Source organism: Peptoniphilus rhinitidis 1-13, from assembly GCF_000246925.1.
Taxonomy (GTDB): domain Bacteria; phylum Bacillota; class Clostridia; order Tissierellales; family Peptoniphilaceae; genus Peptoniphilus_A; species Peptoniphilus_A lacydonensis.
This window is the reverse complement of sequence record NZ_BAEW01000001.1, coordinates 124,501-143,167: the sequence shown is the minus strand read 5'-3', so window position 1 is coordinate 143,167 and position 18,667 is coordinate 124,501. Positions and strand designations below refer to the sequence as shown.

At 27.3% G+C, this 18,667-nt stretch carries 18 protein-coding genes and 1 pseudogene; 4 read left to right on the top strand and 15 right to left on the bottom strand.

Annotated features, from left to right (window positions below):
- Positions 1–26 precede the first annotated feature (26 nt).
- From hprK to crcB, 13 genes and pseudogenes are all read right to left on the bottom strand, one after another.
- A complete protein-coding gene (gene hprK / locus RH95_RS00675; protein WP_010242268.1) occupies positions 27–950 on the bottom strand; it encodes an HPr(Ser) kinase/phosphatase in 924 nt (307 codons plus the stop codon).
- A complete protein-coding gene (uvrC, locus tag RH95_RS00670) occupies positions 940–2,802 on the bottom strand; it encodes an excinuclease ABC subunit UvrC (RefSeq protein ID WP_010242266.1) in 1,863 nt (620 codons plus the stop codon). The genes hprK and uvrC overlap by 11 nt, the downstream gene beginning before the upstream one ends.
- Positions 2,803–4,563, bottom strand: a complete 1,761-nt coding sequence (locus tag RH95_RS00665; protein WP_010242263.1) for an aminopeptidase P family protein — start codon at positions 4,561–4,563, stop codon at positions 2,803–2,805.
- Between the two features lie 105 nt (positions 4,564–4,668).
- A complete protein-coding gene (locus tag RH95_RS00660; protein ID WP_010242262.1) occupies positions 4,669–4,899 on the bottom strand; it encodes a hypothetical protein in 231 nt (76 codons plus the stop codon).
- Between the two features lie 492 nt (positions 4,900–5,391).
- A complete protein-coding gene (locus RH95_RS00650) occupies positions 5,392–5,616 on the bottom strand; it encodes a hypothetical protein (protein ID WP_010242261.1) in 225 nt (74 codons plus the stop codon).
- A gap of 326 nt (positions 5,617–5,942) precedes the next feature.
- Positions 5,943–6,530, bottom strand: coding sequence for a phospholipase A2 family protein (locus tag RH95_RS09165; RefSeq protein WP_010242260.1), 588 nt, complete (start codon positions 6,528–6,530; stop codon positions 5,943–5,945).
- Between the two features lie 29 nt (positions 6,531–6,559).
- Positions 6,560–7,009 (bottom strand): TlpA family protein disulfide reductase, encoded by a 450-nt coding sequence (locus RH95_RS00640; protein WP_158309956.1) that lies wholly within the window; start codon positions 7,007–7,009, stop codon positions 6,560–6,562.
- 81 nt (positions 7,010–7,090) lie between these two features.
- Positions 7,091–7,231, bottom strand: a pseudogene (locus tag RH95_RS09905) (stalk domain-containing protein); the annotation flags it as partial.
- Positions 7,232–7,440: 209 nt separating this feature from the next.
- The gene (locus RH95_RS00635) at positions 7,441–8,814 is read right to left on the bottom strand and encodes a M56 family metallopeptidase (protein ID WP_010242257.1); all 1,374 of its coding nucleotides are present in this window, start codon (positions 8,812–8,814) and stop codon (positions 7,441–7,443) included.
- Positions 8,811–9,194: a BlaI/MecI/CopY family transcriptional regulator gene (locus RH95_RS00630; protein WP_010242256.1), complete on the bottom strand. Its 384-nt coding sequence runs from the start codon at positions 9,192–9,194 to the stop codon at positions 8,811–8,813. Before RH95_RS00630 ends, RH95_RS00635 begins: the two co-directional genes overlap by 4 nt.
- A gap of 151 nt (positions 9,195–9,345) precedes the next feature.
- Entirely contained in the window at positions 9,346–11,427 is a 2,082-nt protein-coding gene (locus RH95_RS00625; protein WP_235777699.1) for a sensor histidine kinase, read from the bottom strand.
- Positions 11,424–12,122, bottom strand: a complete 699-nt coding sequence (locus RH95_RS00620) for a response regulator transcription factor (protein WP_010242254.1) — start codon at positions 12,120–12,122, stop codon at positions 11,424–11,426. The genes RH95_RS00625 and RH95_RS00620 overlap by 4 nt, the downstream gene beginning before the upstream one ends.
- Positions 12,123–12,199: 77 nt before the next feature.
- Positions 12,200–12,562, bottom strand: coding sequence for a fluoride efflux transporter CrcB (gene crcB, locus RH95_RS00615; protein ID WP_010242252.1), 363 nt, complete (start codon positions 12,560–12,562; stop codon positions 12,200–12,202).
- Between the two features lie 133 nt (positions 12,563–12,695).
- Between crcB and RH95_RS09735 the strand changes: the two genes are divergently transcribed.
- From RH95_RS09735 to alr, 3 genes are all read left to right on the top strand, one after another.
- A complete protein-coding gene (locus RH95_RS09735; protein WP_010242250.1) occupies positions 12,696–12,851 on the top strand; it encodes a solute carrier family 23 protein in 156 nt (51 codons plus the stop codon).
- Positions 12,852–12,879: 28 nt separating this feature from the next.
- The gene (locus RH95_RS09865) at positions 12,880–13,002 is read left to right on the top strand and encodes a hypothetical protein (RefSeq protein WP_010242248.1); all 123 of its coding nucleotides are present in this window, start codon (positions 12,880–12,882) and stop codon (positions 13,000–13,002) included.
- A gap of 102 nt (positions 13,003–13,104) precedes the next feature.
- A complete protein-coding gene (gene alr, locus RH95_RS00610; protein WP_010242246.1) occupies positions 13,105–14,262 on the top strand; it encodes an alanine racemase in 1,158 nt (385 codons plus the stop codon).
- A 105-nt stretch (positions 14,263–14,367) separates the two neighbouring features.
- Here the strand turns inward: alr and spoVG are convergent, their stop codons facing one another.
- The gene (gene spoVG, locus RH95_RS00605) at positions 14,368–14,688 is read right to left on the bottom strand and encodes a septation regulator SpoVG (protein WP_010242244.1); all 321 of its coding nucleotides are present in this window, start codon (positions 14,686–14,688) and stop codon (positions 14,368–14,370) included.
- Between the two features lie 163 nt (positions 14,689–14,851).
- Here spoVG and murC point away from each other — a divergent pair, with 163 nt between their 5' ends.
- Positions 14,852–16,234 (top strand): UDP-N-acetylmuramate--L-alanine ligase, encoded by a 1,383-nt coding sequence (gene murC, locus RH95_RS00600; protein WP_010242242.1) that lies wholly within the window; start codon positions 14,852–14,854, stop codon positions 16,232–16,234.
- A gap of 131 nt (positions 16,235–16,365) precedes the next feature.
- Here the strand turns inward: murC and RH95_RS00595 are convergent, their stop codons facing one another.
- Positions 16,366–18,639 (bottom strand): stalk domain-containing protein, encoded by a 2,274-nt coding sequence (locus tag RH95_RS00595; protein WP_010242240.1) that lies wholly within the window; start codon positions 18,637–18,639, stop codon positions 16,366–16,368.
- Positions 18,640–18,667 lie beyond the last annotated feature (28 nt).

Here is an 18,667-nt window from a genome sequence, read left to right as displayed (position 1 = left end):
ACCATTCATAAAAATAAATAAACAAATTATTGGGATCTCGATTTTTTATTCTTAATCATTCTTTCATTTAGAGCTAATGCCGGATTATAACCCAATTCTTTTTGTTTGTAATTCTTCGTAGCCACTTCTACAATAAGTGCAGTATGTCTGCCAGGTTTTACGGGAATATCAAATTTTGCAACATTTATTCCTAATATTTCTTGATAGTTATTTTCTAACCCAAGCCTTTCATATTCCTTTGACTCATCCCAATCTTCTAAATTTATAATTATCTCAATAGATTTTTCTTCCATTACAAACCCAATACCAAACATTTTTTGTATATCAATTATTCCGACGCCTCTTATTTCCATAAAATATTTTGTTATATCAGGAGATTTTCCAATTAATTTATTATCAATATTTTTTATTATTATAGAGTCATCTGAGATGAGTCTTGCTCCATTTGATATTAAATCTAGTGCAGTTTCACTTTTACCTATTCCACTTCTTCCTGTTATTAATACTCCAATTCCTGAAATATCTAAAAGAACTCCGTGCATTCTTGTAGTAGGAGCAAGAGCTTCATCTACTAAAGAAATAATTTTGCTGAAAATTTTAGAAGTTGAATCTGGGCTTCTTATAATTGTCACATTGTGCTTCTCTGCCAAAACTTTAGCCTGTGGAAAAATTTCATTATTCCTTGAGAAAACTACTACTGGAATATCGTATTTAAATAATTTCTCTAAAGATTCATATCTTTCTTTTCCGCTTAAGGAGTTTATATAATGCCATTCTTGTGTTCCAATTAATTGTATTCTGTCTTTTACAAATTTTGAATAATACCCGCAAAGTTGAAGACCTGGTCTATTTATATCACTACTATTAATTTCTATATTTTCAAAATCCGTGGACTTGTGAACTATCTCAAACTCTAATTCTTCAACTATATATTCTAACTTAACTGCCATTTTTTACACCTCTAAAATGCTTATAAAGAGAATTAGCACTTGCTTCATTCATTGACTCTACTTCCATAAGTTCTTCTACACTTGCTTTTTTTATCTTATCTATGGACTTAAAATGTTTTAATAAACTTTCCTTTCTTTTTGGTCCAATTAATTTAATATCGTCAAGTTCAGATTTAAACATGGTTTTTGATCTTAAATTTCTGTGATAATTTATTGCAAATCTGTGAGCTTCTTCTTGAATTTTATAAATCATTTTGTAAGCTCGTGAATTTAATTCAACATTATACTCCTTATTATTGTAAATAATTCCACGAGTTCTATGAAAATCATCTTTTACAAGACCACAAATTTCTAAATTCAAATTTAACTTATTTAAAATTTCCTTTGCAGCATTTACTTGACCTTTTCCTCCATCCATCATTATTAAATCAGGAAAGCTTGAAAAAGAAGTATTTTTATTAGCTTTCTTCTCCTCCACTCCCCTAATAAATCTTCTTTCAATAACTTCTTTCAAGCTTGAATAATCATCTGGTCCAACTACGCTTTTGATTCTGAATTTTCTATAATCGCTTTTCTTTGAGTCCCCATTTTCAAATACAACCATAGACCCAACAGATTCAACTCCAGAAATATTAGAAATATCGTAAGCTTCAATTCTTCTTGGCATTTCACTCAAACCAATTAGATCTCTTATTTCTTCAAGAGCAAGTTTATTTGACTCTGCACGTTTTTTATACTTATCTCCATATTTTTCAATCATATCAAGAGCATTTTTCTTAACCATTCTAACTAATTCTTTTTTATTTCCCTTTACTGGGACAGTTATAGTGACTTTACCTTCTCTTTTTTCAGATAACCACTTTTCTAAAAGTTCTATATCACTTGGTTTTTCTTCTATTATTATTTCTTTGGGTATATAACTTGCTCCAATATAAAACTGTTTTATAAATGACGAAAATATTTCTTCATAGCTGTCGTTGTAATAATCTCTAATTATATAATGTTCACGACCAATAATTTTTCCATTTCTAAAAAAGAAAATTTGAATCAAAACTTCATCTATACCTTTAGCTAGTGCAATAATATCTTTGTCATCATGTGCCTCAGGATCACTTATCAATTGCCTTTCTTTTAAATATTCAAGATTTTTTATTCTATCTCTAATATCTGCAGCATTTTCATAGTCAAGTTTTCTTGAATAACCCAACATTTTACTATGAAGTTTATCTATTAATCTTTCATCAGAACTAGAAAGAAAATTTAAAACTTCTTTTACCATCTCATTGTAATCATCATCAGAAACATTGCCAATACAAGGGCCTACACACTTTCCAATATAATAATTTAAACAAGGTCTATAACTTTTCTCTTCTACATTTTCTAAATTTAAATTGCAAGTCCTAAGTGGGTAAACTCTTTCAAAAGTTTCAATTGAATCATTTACTGCAAAAACATCGGGATAGGGCCCAAAATATTTTGCCCCGTCTTTTAAAATTCTTCTAGTCTTCATGACTCTTGGGTATCTTTCATTTACTTTAACTTTAATGTAAGGATATTGTTTGTCGTCACGTAGTAAAATATTATATTTTGGAAGATTATCCTTTATCAAGTTTGATTCAAGAACAAGGGACTCCACTTCGTTTTCAACAATAATATATTCAAAGTCGTGAATTTTAGATACCATGTTGGAAACTTTTTTCGAACTCTTTCCGTAAGACCCAAAGTACTGTCTAACTCTTTTTCTAAGAGATTTAGCTTTCCCAACATAAATTATCTCATCTAATTCATTTTTCATAATATAAACTCCTGGTTTATCTGGGAGTTTATCAAGCCTTTCTCTTAAATCTATCAATTATCTTCTAACCTCTCTCGTAGAATTTTTAAGATCTTCTAAGATTTCTCCTTCAAAATAAGGACTTAACTTTTCATAAACTTCTTTGTGATAAGAATTTAAAACTTGAAGTTCCCTGTCAGTGAGTAAACTTATATCAATTGCGTCTAACTCAAAAGGGCAAAAACTAATTGTTTTAAATTTATAAAAAACTGAATCCACAGTTTCAGAGTCAAACACAACTCTTAAAATATTTTCAATTCTTATACCATGTTTACATTCTTTGTAAACACCTGGTTCATTAGAAACAATCATATTAATCTCCATCTCTGTAGCAGGAAGGCCACGTGATATCCTATGAGGTCCTTCGTGAACTGATAAAACAAAACCAATTCCATGACCTGTTCCACATTTGTAATCTTGTCTGTCTTGCCACAAAGCATATCTGGCAATCCCATCAAGTGTAATATCATAAGTTCCTTTTAAAAACACAGTATCCATTAAATCTAAATGAGATTTTAAAGTTAAAGTATAATCTCTAATCTCTTCATCTGTAAGTTCTCCCATGGCAATAGTTCTTGTTATATCTGTTGTTCCAGAAAAATATTGTCCACCAGAGTCAACTAAATAAAATCCCTTCGTTTTTATCTTTGCATTTTGTTCTTTTGTTGCATTATAATGCATCATAGCAGCATTTTCCCCATAGGCAGAAATTGTTTCAAAAGAATTGGAAATATAAAGAGGATCCTCTGCCCTAAAACTGTCGAGTTTCATTGCAGCCTCATATTCATTTATCTCTTTCTTTTTAACATTTCCCTTTAACCAGTGAATGTATTTAAAAAGATAAGCTCCATCTCTTATATGAGTCTTTTCAATATTTTTTATTTCAATATCATTTTTAACAGCTTTTAATTTTTCAGAAATATTTTCTCCGAAAACTATTTTATTTTTTTCGTAAACACTTTTATAAATTCTTTCATTAATAGAATTTCCATCCAAATAAATTTTTTTATCTTTGTAATTTTCTAAATAATCATAAAATTCAAAGTAATCCCTTATCTCAATAAAATCACAGATTTCATCTTCAATATTTTTAATTTTTGATTTATCAATAAATAAAATTACTTTCTCGCTTTCAATAATCATAAAAGAAATTAAAACTGGTGTGTCCTTTATATCCATACCTCTAATATTTAAAGTCCAAGCAATATCAACAAGCGAAGAAACTATTGTCATATCAGCCCTTTTGTCCTTTAAAACCTTTCTAATTTCAGAAACTTTATCTTCACGAGATTTACCAGCATACTTCACATCAAGAATAAAGGCATCTTCACTTGGAAGAGGATATCTATCTTCCCAAAAATCTTTTATTAAATCTACATCTAAAATTTTTACATTTTTATCTTCTACTTTTTGTGATAGAGAATTATAACTATTATGGGAAAAATATTCTGTGTTTAAAGCCAAATTCATATTTTCCTTTATATTTTCTTTTATCCATTCATCATAATTTAAAACTCCAGCAAGTCCTTGTTTTTTTAATTTAAAACCAAAATCTTTTATTTGGTTTTCAGCCTGAATAAAATATCTTCCATCAGTCCAAAGATAAGCCTCATCCATTGTAATAACGGCAGTCCCTTGTGAACCAGTAAAACCAGTTACAAACTCTCTTTCTTTAAAATAATCTGGGAGATATTCCGAACCATGAGGATCATTAGTTGGAACAATATAAAAATCAATATTTCTTTCTTTCATTTTTTCTCTAATTTTATTTAAAATCACATAATCACATCCTAAAGATATATTATCACAAGGATAAAATAGAGCAAAGAAAAAAGTCCGGCAAAATAAATTTTTAACCGAACCTTCTTATATTTTTAAATTTTCTTATTTATCTGATTTAGTATAAATTTGTGTAGGTCCATTAGCCCCACCAATCATTTCTACATCACCATCTTGAGTCATTTCATTCCACTCCTCTTTGGAAATTTCTCTATTAAGTAATTTTTCCATTTGAGTTTTTGTCAAGCCCTGATTTTTCTTTGCAATAGTATTATTTACGAAAAATCCAGCAAAAAATGACAAACATATAAGAAAAATAGCTAAACCTTTCTTCAAAATTTCACCTCCCTTTATGGAATTCTAGCACTAGTAGTCATTCTAAATTATCTGATTTTTCTACAATATTTTTAAAATAAAAAATAATATGCAATACCCCACCACGTGTAACTAATATATACTAAAAAAAGTAATAGTATCAGCAGGATAATTTTAATAATTAAAGCTTGATTGTCCTTGAAATTTTTCTTAATAACATAAAAATCTATAGTTTTATATCCTCCAAATAAAATAGGAATATTAATTATAATGCACATTAACTTTAGATAAGTATTTATAAATTTATCGGAACCTAAAAAGTCAATATTATATTTACTGCCTAAGTATTTAAGCCCAACTAATAATATTAAACTTATTATTGAAATTCCATACATAGTTCTTTTTTATTTGTGCGTCTATTTAATAAATAAACTAAAATTAAGTATATTATTATACTTATAATATATATTAAAAGCTGTTTTGTCCTCAACTTATATCTCCCTTTAATATCTATTAATCAGTCCACATTCTTCCATCACTGACATATAAGGAAACACTGTATCCACTATGGTTAGCTGTATATTGTGTTGATGAAGTTGTAGTAAAATAACCACCTCTTTTCCTATTCAAAGTAATATCATATCCTCTTAAAATTTTGCTTCCATTTCCACACTTCGGATCTACCAAAGCGACATCCGCTGTGAATTGTATTCTGTTGCCATCAATCTCTTTGTACACATAAAGACCTCTTACATTAGAATAACATGCCCCAGAATCCCAGCTACCTCCACTGTAATCATAAGACTGTATTTCAGGAAGCAGAATAGCGCCTGATTCAACTATTGTTCCATCATTTAATGTATCTTGCTTAACAAATTTATTTTCATTTTCTTCTAATATTATAGTTTCTACTACTTCTGAATTATCATAGTTTGAATAGTTTGAACATTTTTTGCTAAAGTTATGCTTGGAATTAATACAAAAACTAATAATAAACTTACAATTTTTTTCACATCAATCACTCCTACATTTAAAATTTTTTTTTATATTTGCTTTCATTAATATTAATTACAAAAAATTAACTTAGCGGCTCTTGCATAATTAACCTTTAGAGTTCCACTTCCAAAATTAATTATTTCCTCCAATGCATTACAAAATCTTTCATTGCAAATAGTATTATCTCCTCCCCAGACATAACACCTATCATGGTTTTGGCATGCTGCATCTAACTCATCAATTGGAGTTTTATCCCAGCCATCATTACCTTTACCGCAATAATGACCATATCTACCTAATCCACTTAAATTCTTAGAAGAATATTCTCTTAACCCATTTCTATTATAGCTAAAATTATTGTTTTTATAGCTTTCGGTAATTTCATTTACTATTTTTCCAACTTCTATTACATCTTTAGAAACTCTATCTTTTTGAGCTTTTTGTATATCAAAGTATACATATCCTTCCTTATCCTTTAAAATATAGTTCTTAGCTTGCTTAATAATTAAATCTTCTTGGTCATAAAGATCAGCATTTGTAGAAGATGCAAATACCATGTTATTAAAAATAAATATGAAGCTGATTAAGAACATCAAGTTTATTAATAATATTAATTTTCTCTTATTTGATAAAATATATTTAATTTCATATAGCATAATTTTAACTCCTTATAATTACTTTATTTTCAAATATCATCAAAAAACATCGAATTATTGAAAAATCCTAAAATATCATCACTTCCTACTATGATATTTTCAATATCATTATCGGAAATTACGAACGCAGTAGGTACATAATTTCCATTAAATGCTTTGAAAGTTTCCTTTTTTGGATCATTCATAGCTATAAAATGATTGGATTTTTGAGGGATACTATCAATACTAATAGTAATTATTTTTATATTACTCATATCTTTAATATTATGATTTTCTAAATAATTTATTACTTCATCACAATTTGGACACCAAGAAGCCCAAAATATTATTATTGTTTTGTTATTTTTATCCAATATATCGTAAAGATCATGGATTTCATTATCTTTTACATATATAAAATTTGGCACTCTACTACCTTTTTTTAAATTTAAAAATCTTTTATCTTTGTAAGCTATTTGAATCTCCCTATTAAGATCCATATTACTAATAAACTTACTTTTTTTTAAATCTTTCAAATTAAAGTATGCTTTGTTACCTAATAAAATAATATTATTTTTAGAAGTTTCTTTTCCAAAAACAAATATTACATTTTCTTTTTCATCTATAATATAAACATCTTTTGTTTTAGCATTCCATCTAACTTCATAACCACTTTTTTCAAAAAAATCTCTAACTGGTACTAATACCTCTTTATTGTTAATAGTATCATTTGCAAAAACATTAGCACCAATAAAAAGACAACAAAATATAGTGATAATAAATAAGCATATTTTTTTTATAAAATCTCCTCCTTAAAATAAAATATCAATTGTATGACCAATATTTTGGGTTATTATATAACATCCTAATAGTAATCTTTCTAATCTCCATTCTTATACCTCTGTGGATTCAAATATCTCATATACTCCTCCTATCTTACATAACTACTTATGTTTATTTTATAAGTCAATGGATTCTCAGACTCATTATCTATAATAACTCTATAACTACTTCCAACAAAGGCTTTAATTTTTAAATTTACTCCTTGATAATATCTTGATTCATATATTATGTTTCCATTTTCTTTTATTACTATTCTATAATCTACACCGCCTCTACAATACATTTCACTCGTTCTTATAGTAAATCCATTATGGTCTTTTCCAAAAATTGAATTCATGTTGAATGTATAAAAATCACTTGAAGCTCCTGCTAATTTTCTATTTTCATCTATGTTAGCTGATCTTAAACCATTAGTTGGGATTTCATATAAATCTAACTTCTCATACTCTTCATCTGTTATTTCTTTAACTCTATTGTCCACATTTACATAAACTTCTTCTATTCCTTTTGTATCTGATATAACTTCATTTTCGTCTACTACTACGGCATTTGTAATTACTGGTATGTATAACATTAATAAAAATACTAAAGTAAATGTACCTGACATTGTTTTTTTCCAATTTTTCATCGTCAACATCCTTTCCTTAGTTGGACTTAAATTTAAGACAAATTTATCATTTTCTCTTTGCCTTTCTATCAATTTAAGCAGTGACTGGCAATAATTTTTCCTATTTTCTAAGCTATCTCCTATTTTTCCTATAACTATTTGGTCGCAGTTTATCTCTATATCTTCTTCAAAATATCTTAAACTAATTATTAAAAAAGGATTATACCAGTAAAGACATATTATTAAATTTTTTAAGTGACTAAGTAAAATATGATATTTTTCTATATGTACTAGCTCGTGAGTTAATACATGGTCTAATAAATCCCAGTCTTTCAAAATGCTTTTTTGTAAAATTATTTTAGGTCTAAATATTCCATAAGTTATAGGGGTGTCTATTTCATCATTAATATAAACTTTCACTTCTCTTTTTATATTAAATTTTTTTAGAGATTCATTTAAATGAGTCCTGTCTTTTAGTTCAATAGAATTGCTTATAACTCTTTTAAATTTTATAAATTGATATACTGTATAAATAATAACTAAAATTGAGCCTACTATCCTATTAATCCATGATAATGATGGAAATTTATATGTAATATTTATTACTGCTTGATTTATCAAAATTGATGGTGCAAAAATTATTTTTATAAATTTTGATCCTTCATAGGTTTCTAAACTGAATAGTATATCTTTTGGAAATATTAAATATATTAAGAGAAGAGTCCATAATATGGTATTGGCACCTTTAATACTTTTTAAATTTAATCTCTTTCTAAAAATTAAAATTATAAATATTATTAAAATAGACTTTAAACTTTTATAAAGAAGTGCTGAACTTACTAGACCTATTCTCATTTTTCTAACTTTTCAAAATCTTTAATTATATTTTTCATCTCTTGAACTTCTTCTTTACTTATTTTTTTATCCTTTAAAAATGTTTTACAAAAACTTATAAAAGAATTTTGAAATAATTTATCTATGGCTTCTTCTCTTTGTTTTTCCAAAGCTTCTTCCCTTGTGACAATTGGTTTTATTGTGTATTTAGGATATCTTCTGGTTATTGCTCCCTTTTCTAAGAGCCTCCCAAAAAAAGTGTAGCAAGATGTTTTACCCAAGTCATATTTTTCCTTTAATACTTTTGATAATTCTAGAGCTTGGATTTCTCCATTTTCATCTAAGCATTCACCTTCCCATAAAACTTCCATTACCATTAATTCTCCATTTGATAGTTCCATTTTTCTCACCTCTTATTATTTATTATTGCTGGCATTTATATTTTCGCCTTGAGTATATAGTATCGTTTTACCTTTGTCAAGTTTTAATAAATAGAAAAAAGTCCGGCAAAATAAATTTTTAACCGAACTTTCCTTTAAATCTTGTTAAATTTTAAAATTCTATTATTACTTTAAACAAATCTCCATCAATATTTATATCAAAACTTGCTCCATGAGCTCTTACAAAGGAAGATGCTATTGATAGGCCAAGTCCTGAACCAGATGTAGTCCTAGACTTTTCTCCACGAGTAAATCTTTCCATTAATTCCTCTGAGGAAATATTTAGCGGATATTTAGAAATATTTTTTATAGTTAATTTTATATTTTCACCATTTTTTAATTCCACATATACTCTTGAGTTTTCAAGTGCATACTTTGATATATTTGAAAATAAATTGTCCAAAACTCTTGAAAATTTTTGTCCATCTATATCAAGAATTACTTTTTCCTGTGGAAGATTTTGAATTATTTCTATATTCTTTTCTGCAATTTTATCTTCCCACTCTCCAACAGATTGTGCTACAAGAGAATTAAAATCCAATTCTTGTCTATTTAATTCAATATTATTTGATGCTGCCTTTGACACTTCAAATAAATCTTCTATTAAAATTTTTAGTTTATTAGACTTTTCGTTTATTATTTTTGAATATTCTTCTATTTCATCCTTTGTATTATTTTTCTTTGAAAGTAAATCAGAATAATTAATTATTGAAGTAAGTGGAGTTTTTAAATCATGACTCACATTTGTGATTAGTTCCGTCTTTAATTTTTCAGATTTTATTGCTTCTTCAACTGCCACATTTAAATTTGATCCTATGTTATTAAAGTTATTAACTATTCCTTCATAAAGCCCCTCACTTCTTGATATTTCATGAGAATAATTTCCCTTCACAATTTCACTAGATTCTATATTAATTCTTGCAACTTCATTAATGTTTTTAAGAAGTATATAGTAAATAAAAATTCCAAATAATATCATTGGGAATATTATTCCTTTATTTGTAGAACTAGGGATGCTTGCCAAGAATAAAAATAATATAAAAAGTACTAAACAAATCCCAAAATAAATCATGGTAAATTTAGTTTTTGCATTTTTTATTTTTTTATAAGATTCATCACCTAATTCATTTTCTGAAAATTCCGCAAGTAAACCTTTAAAAATCCTATTAATTATAGAATTTTTCACTAAATAATTATCAGTATCTTTATTAAATATACTTTTTAGTAAAATTATGAAATAAGAAACTGTAAGAGATATTATACATAGTCCTATGAAGTACAATGAATAAAATAAATATAAATTTGAGTAAAGAAGATTTATATCAAGCACCCTTAGGCCAAAAATTAAAAATATTATTAGAAGTAAAATTACAGCCTCTATTGGAAATTTGAAAACTTTTTTTAATTTCTCAACTTTATCTATCTCTTCGACTTTTAAGAAAAGTGAAAATACTAATGACAATATTGACGCAAAAACTATGCTTATTAAAATTTCTTTAAAAGAATTATCTCTAAATATATCTCTATCAATACTGTTAAAAACTTCATCATCTAGAGATGTGTAGTAAGCAAACTTCATATTTTTAATATTGTATTTTCCATTTATATTTCTAAGATTTTCATTTAATTTATTTACAAAAGATTTATCTAAAAATTTGTACTCACTGTCTTTAAGAGCTTGACTCTTTTCCACCTTATCAATTTTTACTTTATTATCTTTTACAGTTCCTGTTATTAAAAGATCATTATCTCCAAGTTTTAAATCCAAGGGTTCAAATTCACTTTTTTCATAATTATTTGTAAGATAAAAAGTCTTATATTCAGATTTTATTTCTGGATTAGATACCATCCAATCTTCCAAATACTTTTCGGGATCAAGTCCTCTTTCCCTTAAGTCATCTTTTTTCTTTTGTACTTCAATGCTATCTGGGTCTGTGACAACATTTCCGTCTTTATCAAAATATTTTAACTTGTATGACTTAATGGCATAATTAAAAATTTCATTATATCCATAATCATCTCCAATTAATGAACTATCAATAGTTTGATAAATAATATTCTCTGTATAGTTTTTACGATACACTGAATCTTGTTTTTCTGGAGATAAAAATGCAACAACAAGAATTGATATTAAAGAAATTAATGCAATTGCCAAAACAAAATAACTAAGTTTGTAAGAATTTTTTTTCATCATTTTCGCCTCAAATCTTCAAATTTGTAACCCAAACCCCACTGAACTTTTAGATACATTGGCTTTTTAGGGTTAACTTCTATTTTTTCTCTTATTCTTCTAATGTGAACTGTGACAGTCTTTGCCTCCATTGCAGGCTCATTCCACACGCTTTCATAAATTTCTTCAATAGAAAAAACTCTATTTGGATTTTTCATCAAAAGTTCCAAAATTTTAAATTCGATAGAAGTTAAAGTGACAGGCTTCTCATCTACGTAGACCATTTTTTCTGAAAGGTCTAATCTTATATTTCCTATTTCAATAAAATTTCTTTCATTTTTTAAATCATAGGCATAGAATCTTCTAATATTGCTCTTAACACGAGCAATAAGTTCCATGGGACTAAATGGCTTTTGAATGTAGTCATCAGCTCCAATATTAAGTCCAAAAATTTTGTCAGTGTCCTCTGATTTTGCAGATAAAATAATTATTGGGACAACAGAAATTTCTCTAAGTTTTACAATCGCCTCTTCCCCAGTTAATTTTGGCATCATAAGATCCATTATAATTAGGTCAATTTTTTCACTTTTAAAAACTTCTATTGCTTCTAGTCCATCATATGCATAGAAAATATTAAAATTTTCATTTTTTAAGTAAATTCCAATAGATCTGGCAATTTCTTTGTCATCTTCTGCAACTAAGATATTATAATTTTCCACTTCATCCCTCCTTGTGTAAATATAATAACAAACAAAAATTACAAAAAACCGAACAAAATTCTTACAAACTTATTAAATTAAAATCTTCCAAAAATAATATATTTTGCAAGATAAATTAAAATAATTGAGAAAATTATACTTGCAAGGGGATAAAAAATTGTAAAAAATATATTTCCATTCTTCTCTAAATTAAATATTTCAAAAGCAAATGTAGAAAATGTTGTAAATCCTCCACAAAATCCAACTTTTAAAAATAAAACTAATCTGCTGTCTATTTTATTTTTTTCTACATAAAATGAAATAAGTGCAATTAAAAATGCTCCAAACAAATTTATGATAAAAGTTGGAAGCGGAAAATTTCCTCCATCTTTTATATTACTACTTAGAAAGTATCTAAACATTGAGCCTAAAGCTCCTCCTAATGCTACAAATAAATACATTATACCTCCATTAAATTTATCGTCAGTGATTTTTATATATACTAAAATTTATTTACTATAATTATAGTAGATAAATTGACATTAGAAAAGGAGTTTGCTTTGAAAAAGTACAATACAATGAAACTTGAATATAATGAGTTTTTGTCCAAAACTTGAAACTCTAGTTTCAATTATGCCTACATCAATACTTGGTGGTGCAGGAATTTTAATGTTTGGAACAATTTTGGCATCTGGAGTTCAATCTTTAAGTCGTGCAAAATTTTATACAAAAAATATTATAATAATCTGAAGGAATTGGAGTTGGAATTGGAATCACAATGCGACCAGATATTATTTCAAAACTTCCAACAATTATAACTTCACTTCTTTCTTCGGGCATTTCTGGAGGAACAATATTAGCCGTAATTTTAAATATACTGCTTGTTGAAAAAGAATATTAATTTATGACTTCCTTTTGGCAGTTTTTATTTTTTAAATTTTTGTATTCTTCAATGTGATATAATGTTTAAAGATTATAAACAAAGAATGGAAAGGAAATTAAAATGAAAGATTTTCTAACAAGACCAGCATGGATTGAAATAGATCTTGATGCTTTTGAAAACAATATGAGAGAAATTTTAAATAAATTAAGTCCAAATACAGAAATTATGAGTGTAGTAAAAAGTGATTCTTATAAATTGGGTGCAAATCCTTTAAGCCATGTATCTTGCGACCTAGGAATAAAATATTATGCAGTTGCAACTTTAAATGAAGCTTTAGTTTTTAGAAAAGAGTTCCCTAATGTAAATATACTAATCCTTGGATACACTCCTCCATATTTATTTGAAGATTCAATTAATAACAATATAACTCTTACAATTTATTCTCTCGAAGATGCTCTTAAACTAAATGAAACTGCAAAAAAATTAAACAAAAAAGCTACAATTCACATTGCAGTTGACAGTGGAATGTCTAGAATAGGATTTTTTCCAAAGGACGAGTCAATAGACGAAATTTTAAATATTTTTAAATTAGAAAATATTTATACAGAAGGAATTTTTTCTCATTTCGCAGCTTGTCACTCTGATAAAGAATTTACTAAAAAACAATTTGAAATCTTTAAATCTTTTACAGATCAACTTATAAAGAATGGTTGCTACTTTAAATATAGACACATAGCAAATTCTCTTTCTATTTTATTTCACAGAGAATACGATCTCGATATGGTAAGACCTGGTATAATCCAGTATGGCTGTACAGATGTCGAAAATCTTCCAGAAGAATTTAATTTAAAAGAAATACTTTCAATAAAAGCACAAATTGCTTCAATAAGATATGTAAAAAGTGGAGAAACCGTTGGTTATGAAAGATATTATAAATGCGAAAAAGATACAAAAGTTGTAACCCTTCCCCTTGGATATGCTGATGCATTTCCAAGAATTTTGTCAGGGAAAATTGAAGTTTTGATTAATGGCAAAAAGTGCAAGCAGATTGGTTTAATATGTATGGATCAGATGATGGTTGATGCCACTGGAGTAGATTGTGAAATTGGCGATGAAGTAGTTTTAATTGGTAAACAAGGTAGTGAAGAAATAAAAGTTCGAGATATTTGTGAATACTCTGGTGATTGCGAAACATCTTTTATAAGTCATTTTAATAGACGACTTCCTAAATATTATTACAAAAACAATGAAATAGTTTTTGTTAGTGATATAAATTAAAATTTAATTAAAGAATTTTTTAAAGGTTAAGAAAAAACTTCAATTCTTAACCTTTTTTAATTAAAAAGAGAGAGATAAACTCCCTCTACGCCTTTAAACATACTATTAAATTAATTCTTCTTTTTTTTCGGGAATGCTTTCCTCAAATTTTTCTTCTTCAGAATCTAGCTTTTCTTTTACTTCATAATATTCTTTGAAAATTGCATCTTCAAGTTCTTTTCTTGCTTCAGAATTAATAGGGTGTGCGATATCTCTGTATTCTCCATTTGAAAGTCTTCTACTTGGCATTGCTAAAAATAAAGATTCATTACCCTCAATTATTTTTATGTCATGAAGCACAAATTCGTCATTAAAGGTTACAGATACTATTGCTTTAAGCTTCCCTTCTGTTGGTAATTTGCGAAGTCTAACATCTGTTATGTTCATACAAGTATCATCCTCTCTTTCTTTATCATATTATAGCACAAAATAAATATATATTAAATATATTAGTTAAAAATCTAACCTTATTTTACTTAATTTTTGAGATTTATTATTTATTTTCTTTATGAAATTTATGTTATAATTATAAAGAATTGGAGGAAGTAAATTGTTTGAAATAAATATAGATAAAAGTACTTATAAAAATATATTTTTTATAGGAATTGGTGGAATAAGTATGTCTGCCCTTGCAGAACTAATGCTTGAAAAAGGCTACAATATTTTTGGAAGCGACAGAAGTCCTTCCGTTAATACAGAAAAATTAGAAAAAAATGGAGCTACCATTTATTATGAACATAAAAAAGAACACATAAAGGGAATGGATTTAGTTATCTTTACAGATGCAATTAGTTTTGACAATGAAGAATATAGAGAAGCTGTAAAAGAAAAAATTGATCTTGTAGACAGGGCCACTTTTCTAGGTGCTATAATGAAAAATTATAAAAAATCTATTGCTGTTTCTGGAACTCATGGCAAAACTACTACGACTTCAATGATTACAGAGATTATAAAAGATCTTGAAATAAATCCGACTATTATGCTAGGTGGTCAATTAAAAGATATAAATGGAAATATAAAAATTGGCGATTCAAATCTATTTTTAACAGAAGCCTGTGAATATAAGGCAAATATTTCGAAATACTTTCCAACTACAGAAATTATTTTAAATATTGATGAAGATCACCTCGACTTCTTTGACAATATTGATCATATAATTCGAACTTTTAAAACTTATGTTGATAATCTTAAAAAAGACGACTATGTAATTTTAAATATTGACGATGAAAATGTAAATACTCTTTTTCCGATAAATAATTGTAAAGTTGTAAGTTTTGGTATAAATAATGATGCCGATTTTATGGCAAAAAATATTAAATTTGATAAATTTGGTTTTCCTTCTTATGACTTATACCTAAAGGGTGAAAAAGTTAATCGTGTTGAACTTTCTGTTCTTGGAAAGCATAATATTCTAAATTCTCTAGCAGCAATTGCCGCAACTTATGTAAATAATATTTCATTGGAGGATACAATCATAGGAATAAAAAATTATAAAGGCGTAGAGCGAAGACTAGAAGAAAAAGGTTTCTATAATGGTGTTAAAATAATGGACGACTATGCACATCATCCAACTGAAATCAAATCATCTGTTCACGCAATTAAAAGAAGTTGCAAGGGCAAATTATATGTAGTTTTCCAACCTCATACTTTTACAAGAACTAAACTTTTATTAGACGCATTTGCTAATTCATTTGATGAATCAGATGTTATTATAATAACAGATATATATGCAGCTCGAGAAAAAGATTATGGAGATATACATTCAAAAACATTGAGAGATGCGATTTCTTCCCACAGAGAAAATGTCTTTTATATTTCAGGATTCGAAGATATTTTAAAATTTTTAAAAGAAAATACTAAAAAAGATGATACCATTGTCACAATGGGTGCTGGCGATGTTTATAAAATTGGTGAAATGATATTAGAAAATTAAAAAGAGAAACTACTTTAGAGTTTCTAAGTTTAATAATAGACCCAGGAAATTTTCCTGAGTCTATTTATTTTGCTATTATGTTCTATCTACTTTTTTAGCATATTATAGTAAGATCTACCAAAAGAATGTCCTTAGTTAAATGAAATCACATTATTAGAATCATTATCTTCATTAACTAATTTATCATTATTTTTTCCATCATTATTTAAATTATTTTTAGAATTAACCTCTACATTCTCAACTACATTTTGGTTTTCTTCCACTTGATTTTGGTTTACACTATTTTTATTTTCTAATTTATTCTCTTCTTGATTCATATCTAAGACATCAACTTCATTTTTGGTTCCGTAAGAAGATATCTCAATTTCACGAGTTTCATTTATATAATTTACACTCATATCCAAATTTTCTGCAATAAATCTAATTGGAACATAAGTCCTGTCGCCCTTAATTATGGCAGGTTGATCTATTTTAAAGCTTTTGCCATTAATTTTTATTTCATTTGAATCAATTGTAAGTTCAATAACTTTTCCATTATTATTAACTGTAACGACTCTGCTTTCGCCATTCCAATTAACTTCTCCGCCAATTGCTTCTACAATAAATCTAAGTGGAACTAAAGTCCTTGAATTTCTTATAAAAGGTTTGGCATCCATTTTTTTAGAGATTCCGTTTATTTTATAATTCACATCATCAACTTTCATCTTTATTAATTTTGTATTTTCATCATATAGTGAAAGAGTTGAAACTTTATTTCCAATTTTTGCAATTATTTTTGGATTTTTACCATAATCTTTTATATTGATATTAAAATTATTAGGATCGACACTTGCGTTTAAATCTTCAAAGGAATAATTTATTACTCTTGGAGAAATATTTACCTTTCTGCCATTATATTCTCCAGTAGCATTAATTTTTAAATTCATTCCCCTTTTTATAATGTTATTTTCTGTTGTAATATCAAATTTACTATAATTTGAAGCATCAGCTACATTTATTTCTTTTGTGAAACTTTCTCCTTTATTTGTTTTAAGAGTAATAGGATATTTTCCTGGGACTTTTGATAAATAAGTAGATCCATTTAAAATATTTTCACTTTTTTGATTTTCAGAGATACTATACGTTCGATCTTTAATACCAATTGGATTTAAAAATTCATCCCATGCTGATTTTAATTTTAAGTTAATTTGTTCTCCAACAATTGCATTTAAATCGCCTTCAAATTTTCCATCTACAATTATTCCTGTATTATTTGTAGTATTAAAAACTCCAAGACCATTTACAACTTTTCTCTCTGTCCCATTTTTTTCAGGGTTTGTTACTCTAGTTCTTTTAATATCACCTAAATTTCTAACAGACATCGCAGTTGAACCGCCACCATCTAAATTCATAGCTTTATATGAACCAAGTTCTAACATGAATTGTGATAGTTCATCTAGCGAAAGTCCTGCTGATCTACTAGTCCTTCCTTCCGAGGTAACAATATAAACAGTTTTTCCATCTTGACTAATTCCTACTGCAGTCCTAGCTCTAACTCCGCCAATTGATGTAACATCTTTTGTATATTTTTTTATGGCACCGTTATCGACTAAAAGAGCATGTCCGCCTATCATCATTTTCCAATTTCTATTGGGCTCAATATTAGTTTTTATTTCTAATTTATCTCCAACTTTCACATTATCTCTCATAAATCTTTCAGATCCACCGCTTACCTGTAAAATTTTCTTTCCATTAGGTATTTTCATATCTAAATTTTTTCTATATACAATTTGTTCTACAACATTATTTTCTGAAAGGAGAATTTCTCCAGCAGTGCTATCTCCCCTTGATTTAGATGTCCAAAAAGAATCATACATTTGAATTTTTGATTCATGAGAGTATTCCTTTGATGGTTGATACCAATAATATGTCTTATTGAGTCCATCAATTGGATAAGATTTTCCATTTGGTGCAGTAACTACTCCAACAAATTTTGTACTATCTATAAAAGCTGTATTGTTTGAATCAATTCCAAAAGACCAAATATCAGTTAAAACTGCAGGAGAAGATTTGATTTCTCCATCAATTATAGAAGCACCAAGAGGCACTCCTTGAAGCTGCATAGTAAAAAAATCTCCATTTACAAGAGCAACTGCATTAGTTCTATCTGCCATTTGTGAAACAGTTGCTCTGTTTGTATAAGTCCCTCCTCCTGCAACTGTATTTATTTTTATATGTGGATTATTTAAATCTACTGTAACTACATTTGCCTGAGCACTTTTTTTATTTTTATGAATTTCATATTTATACCTGACAACTCCTGGAGCAATTGGCTCTTGAAATAATAAGCTATTATCCGCAAAAACCTCTGTCATAAGAGTTAGCATAAATAAAATCATAATAAGACTAATTCTTTTTTTATTCATTTTATCAACCTCACTTACTTAAAAAGTA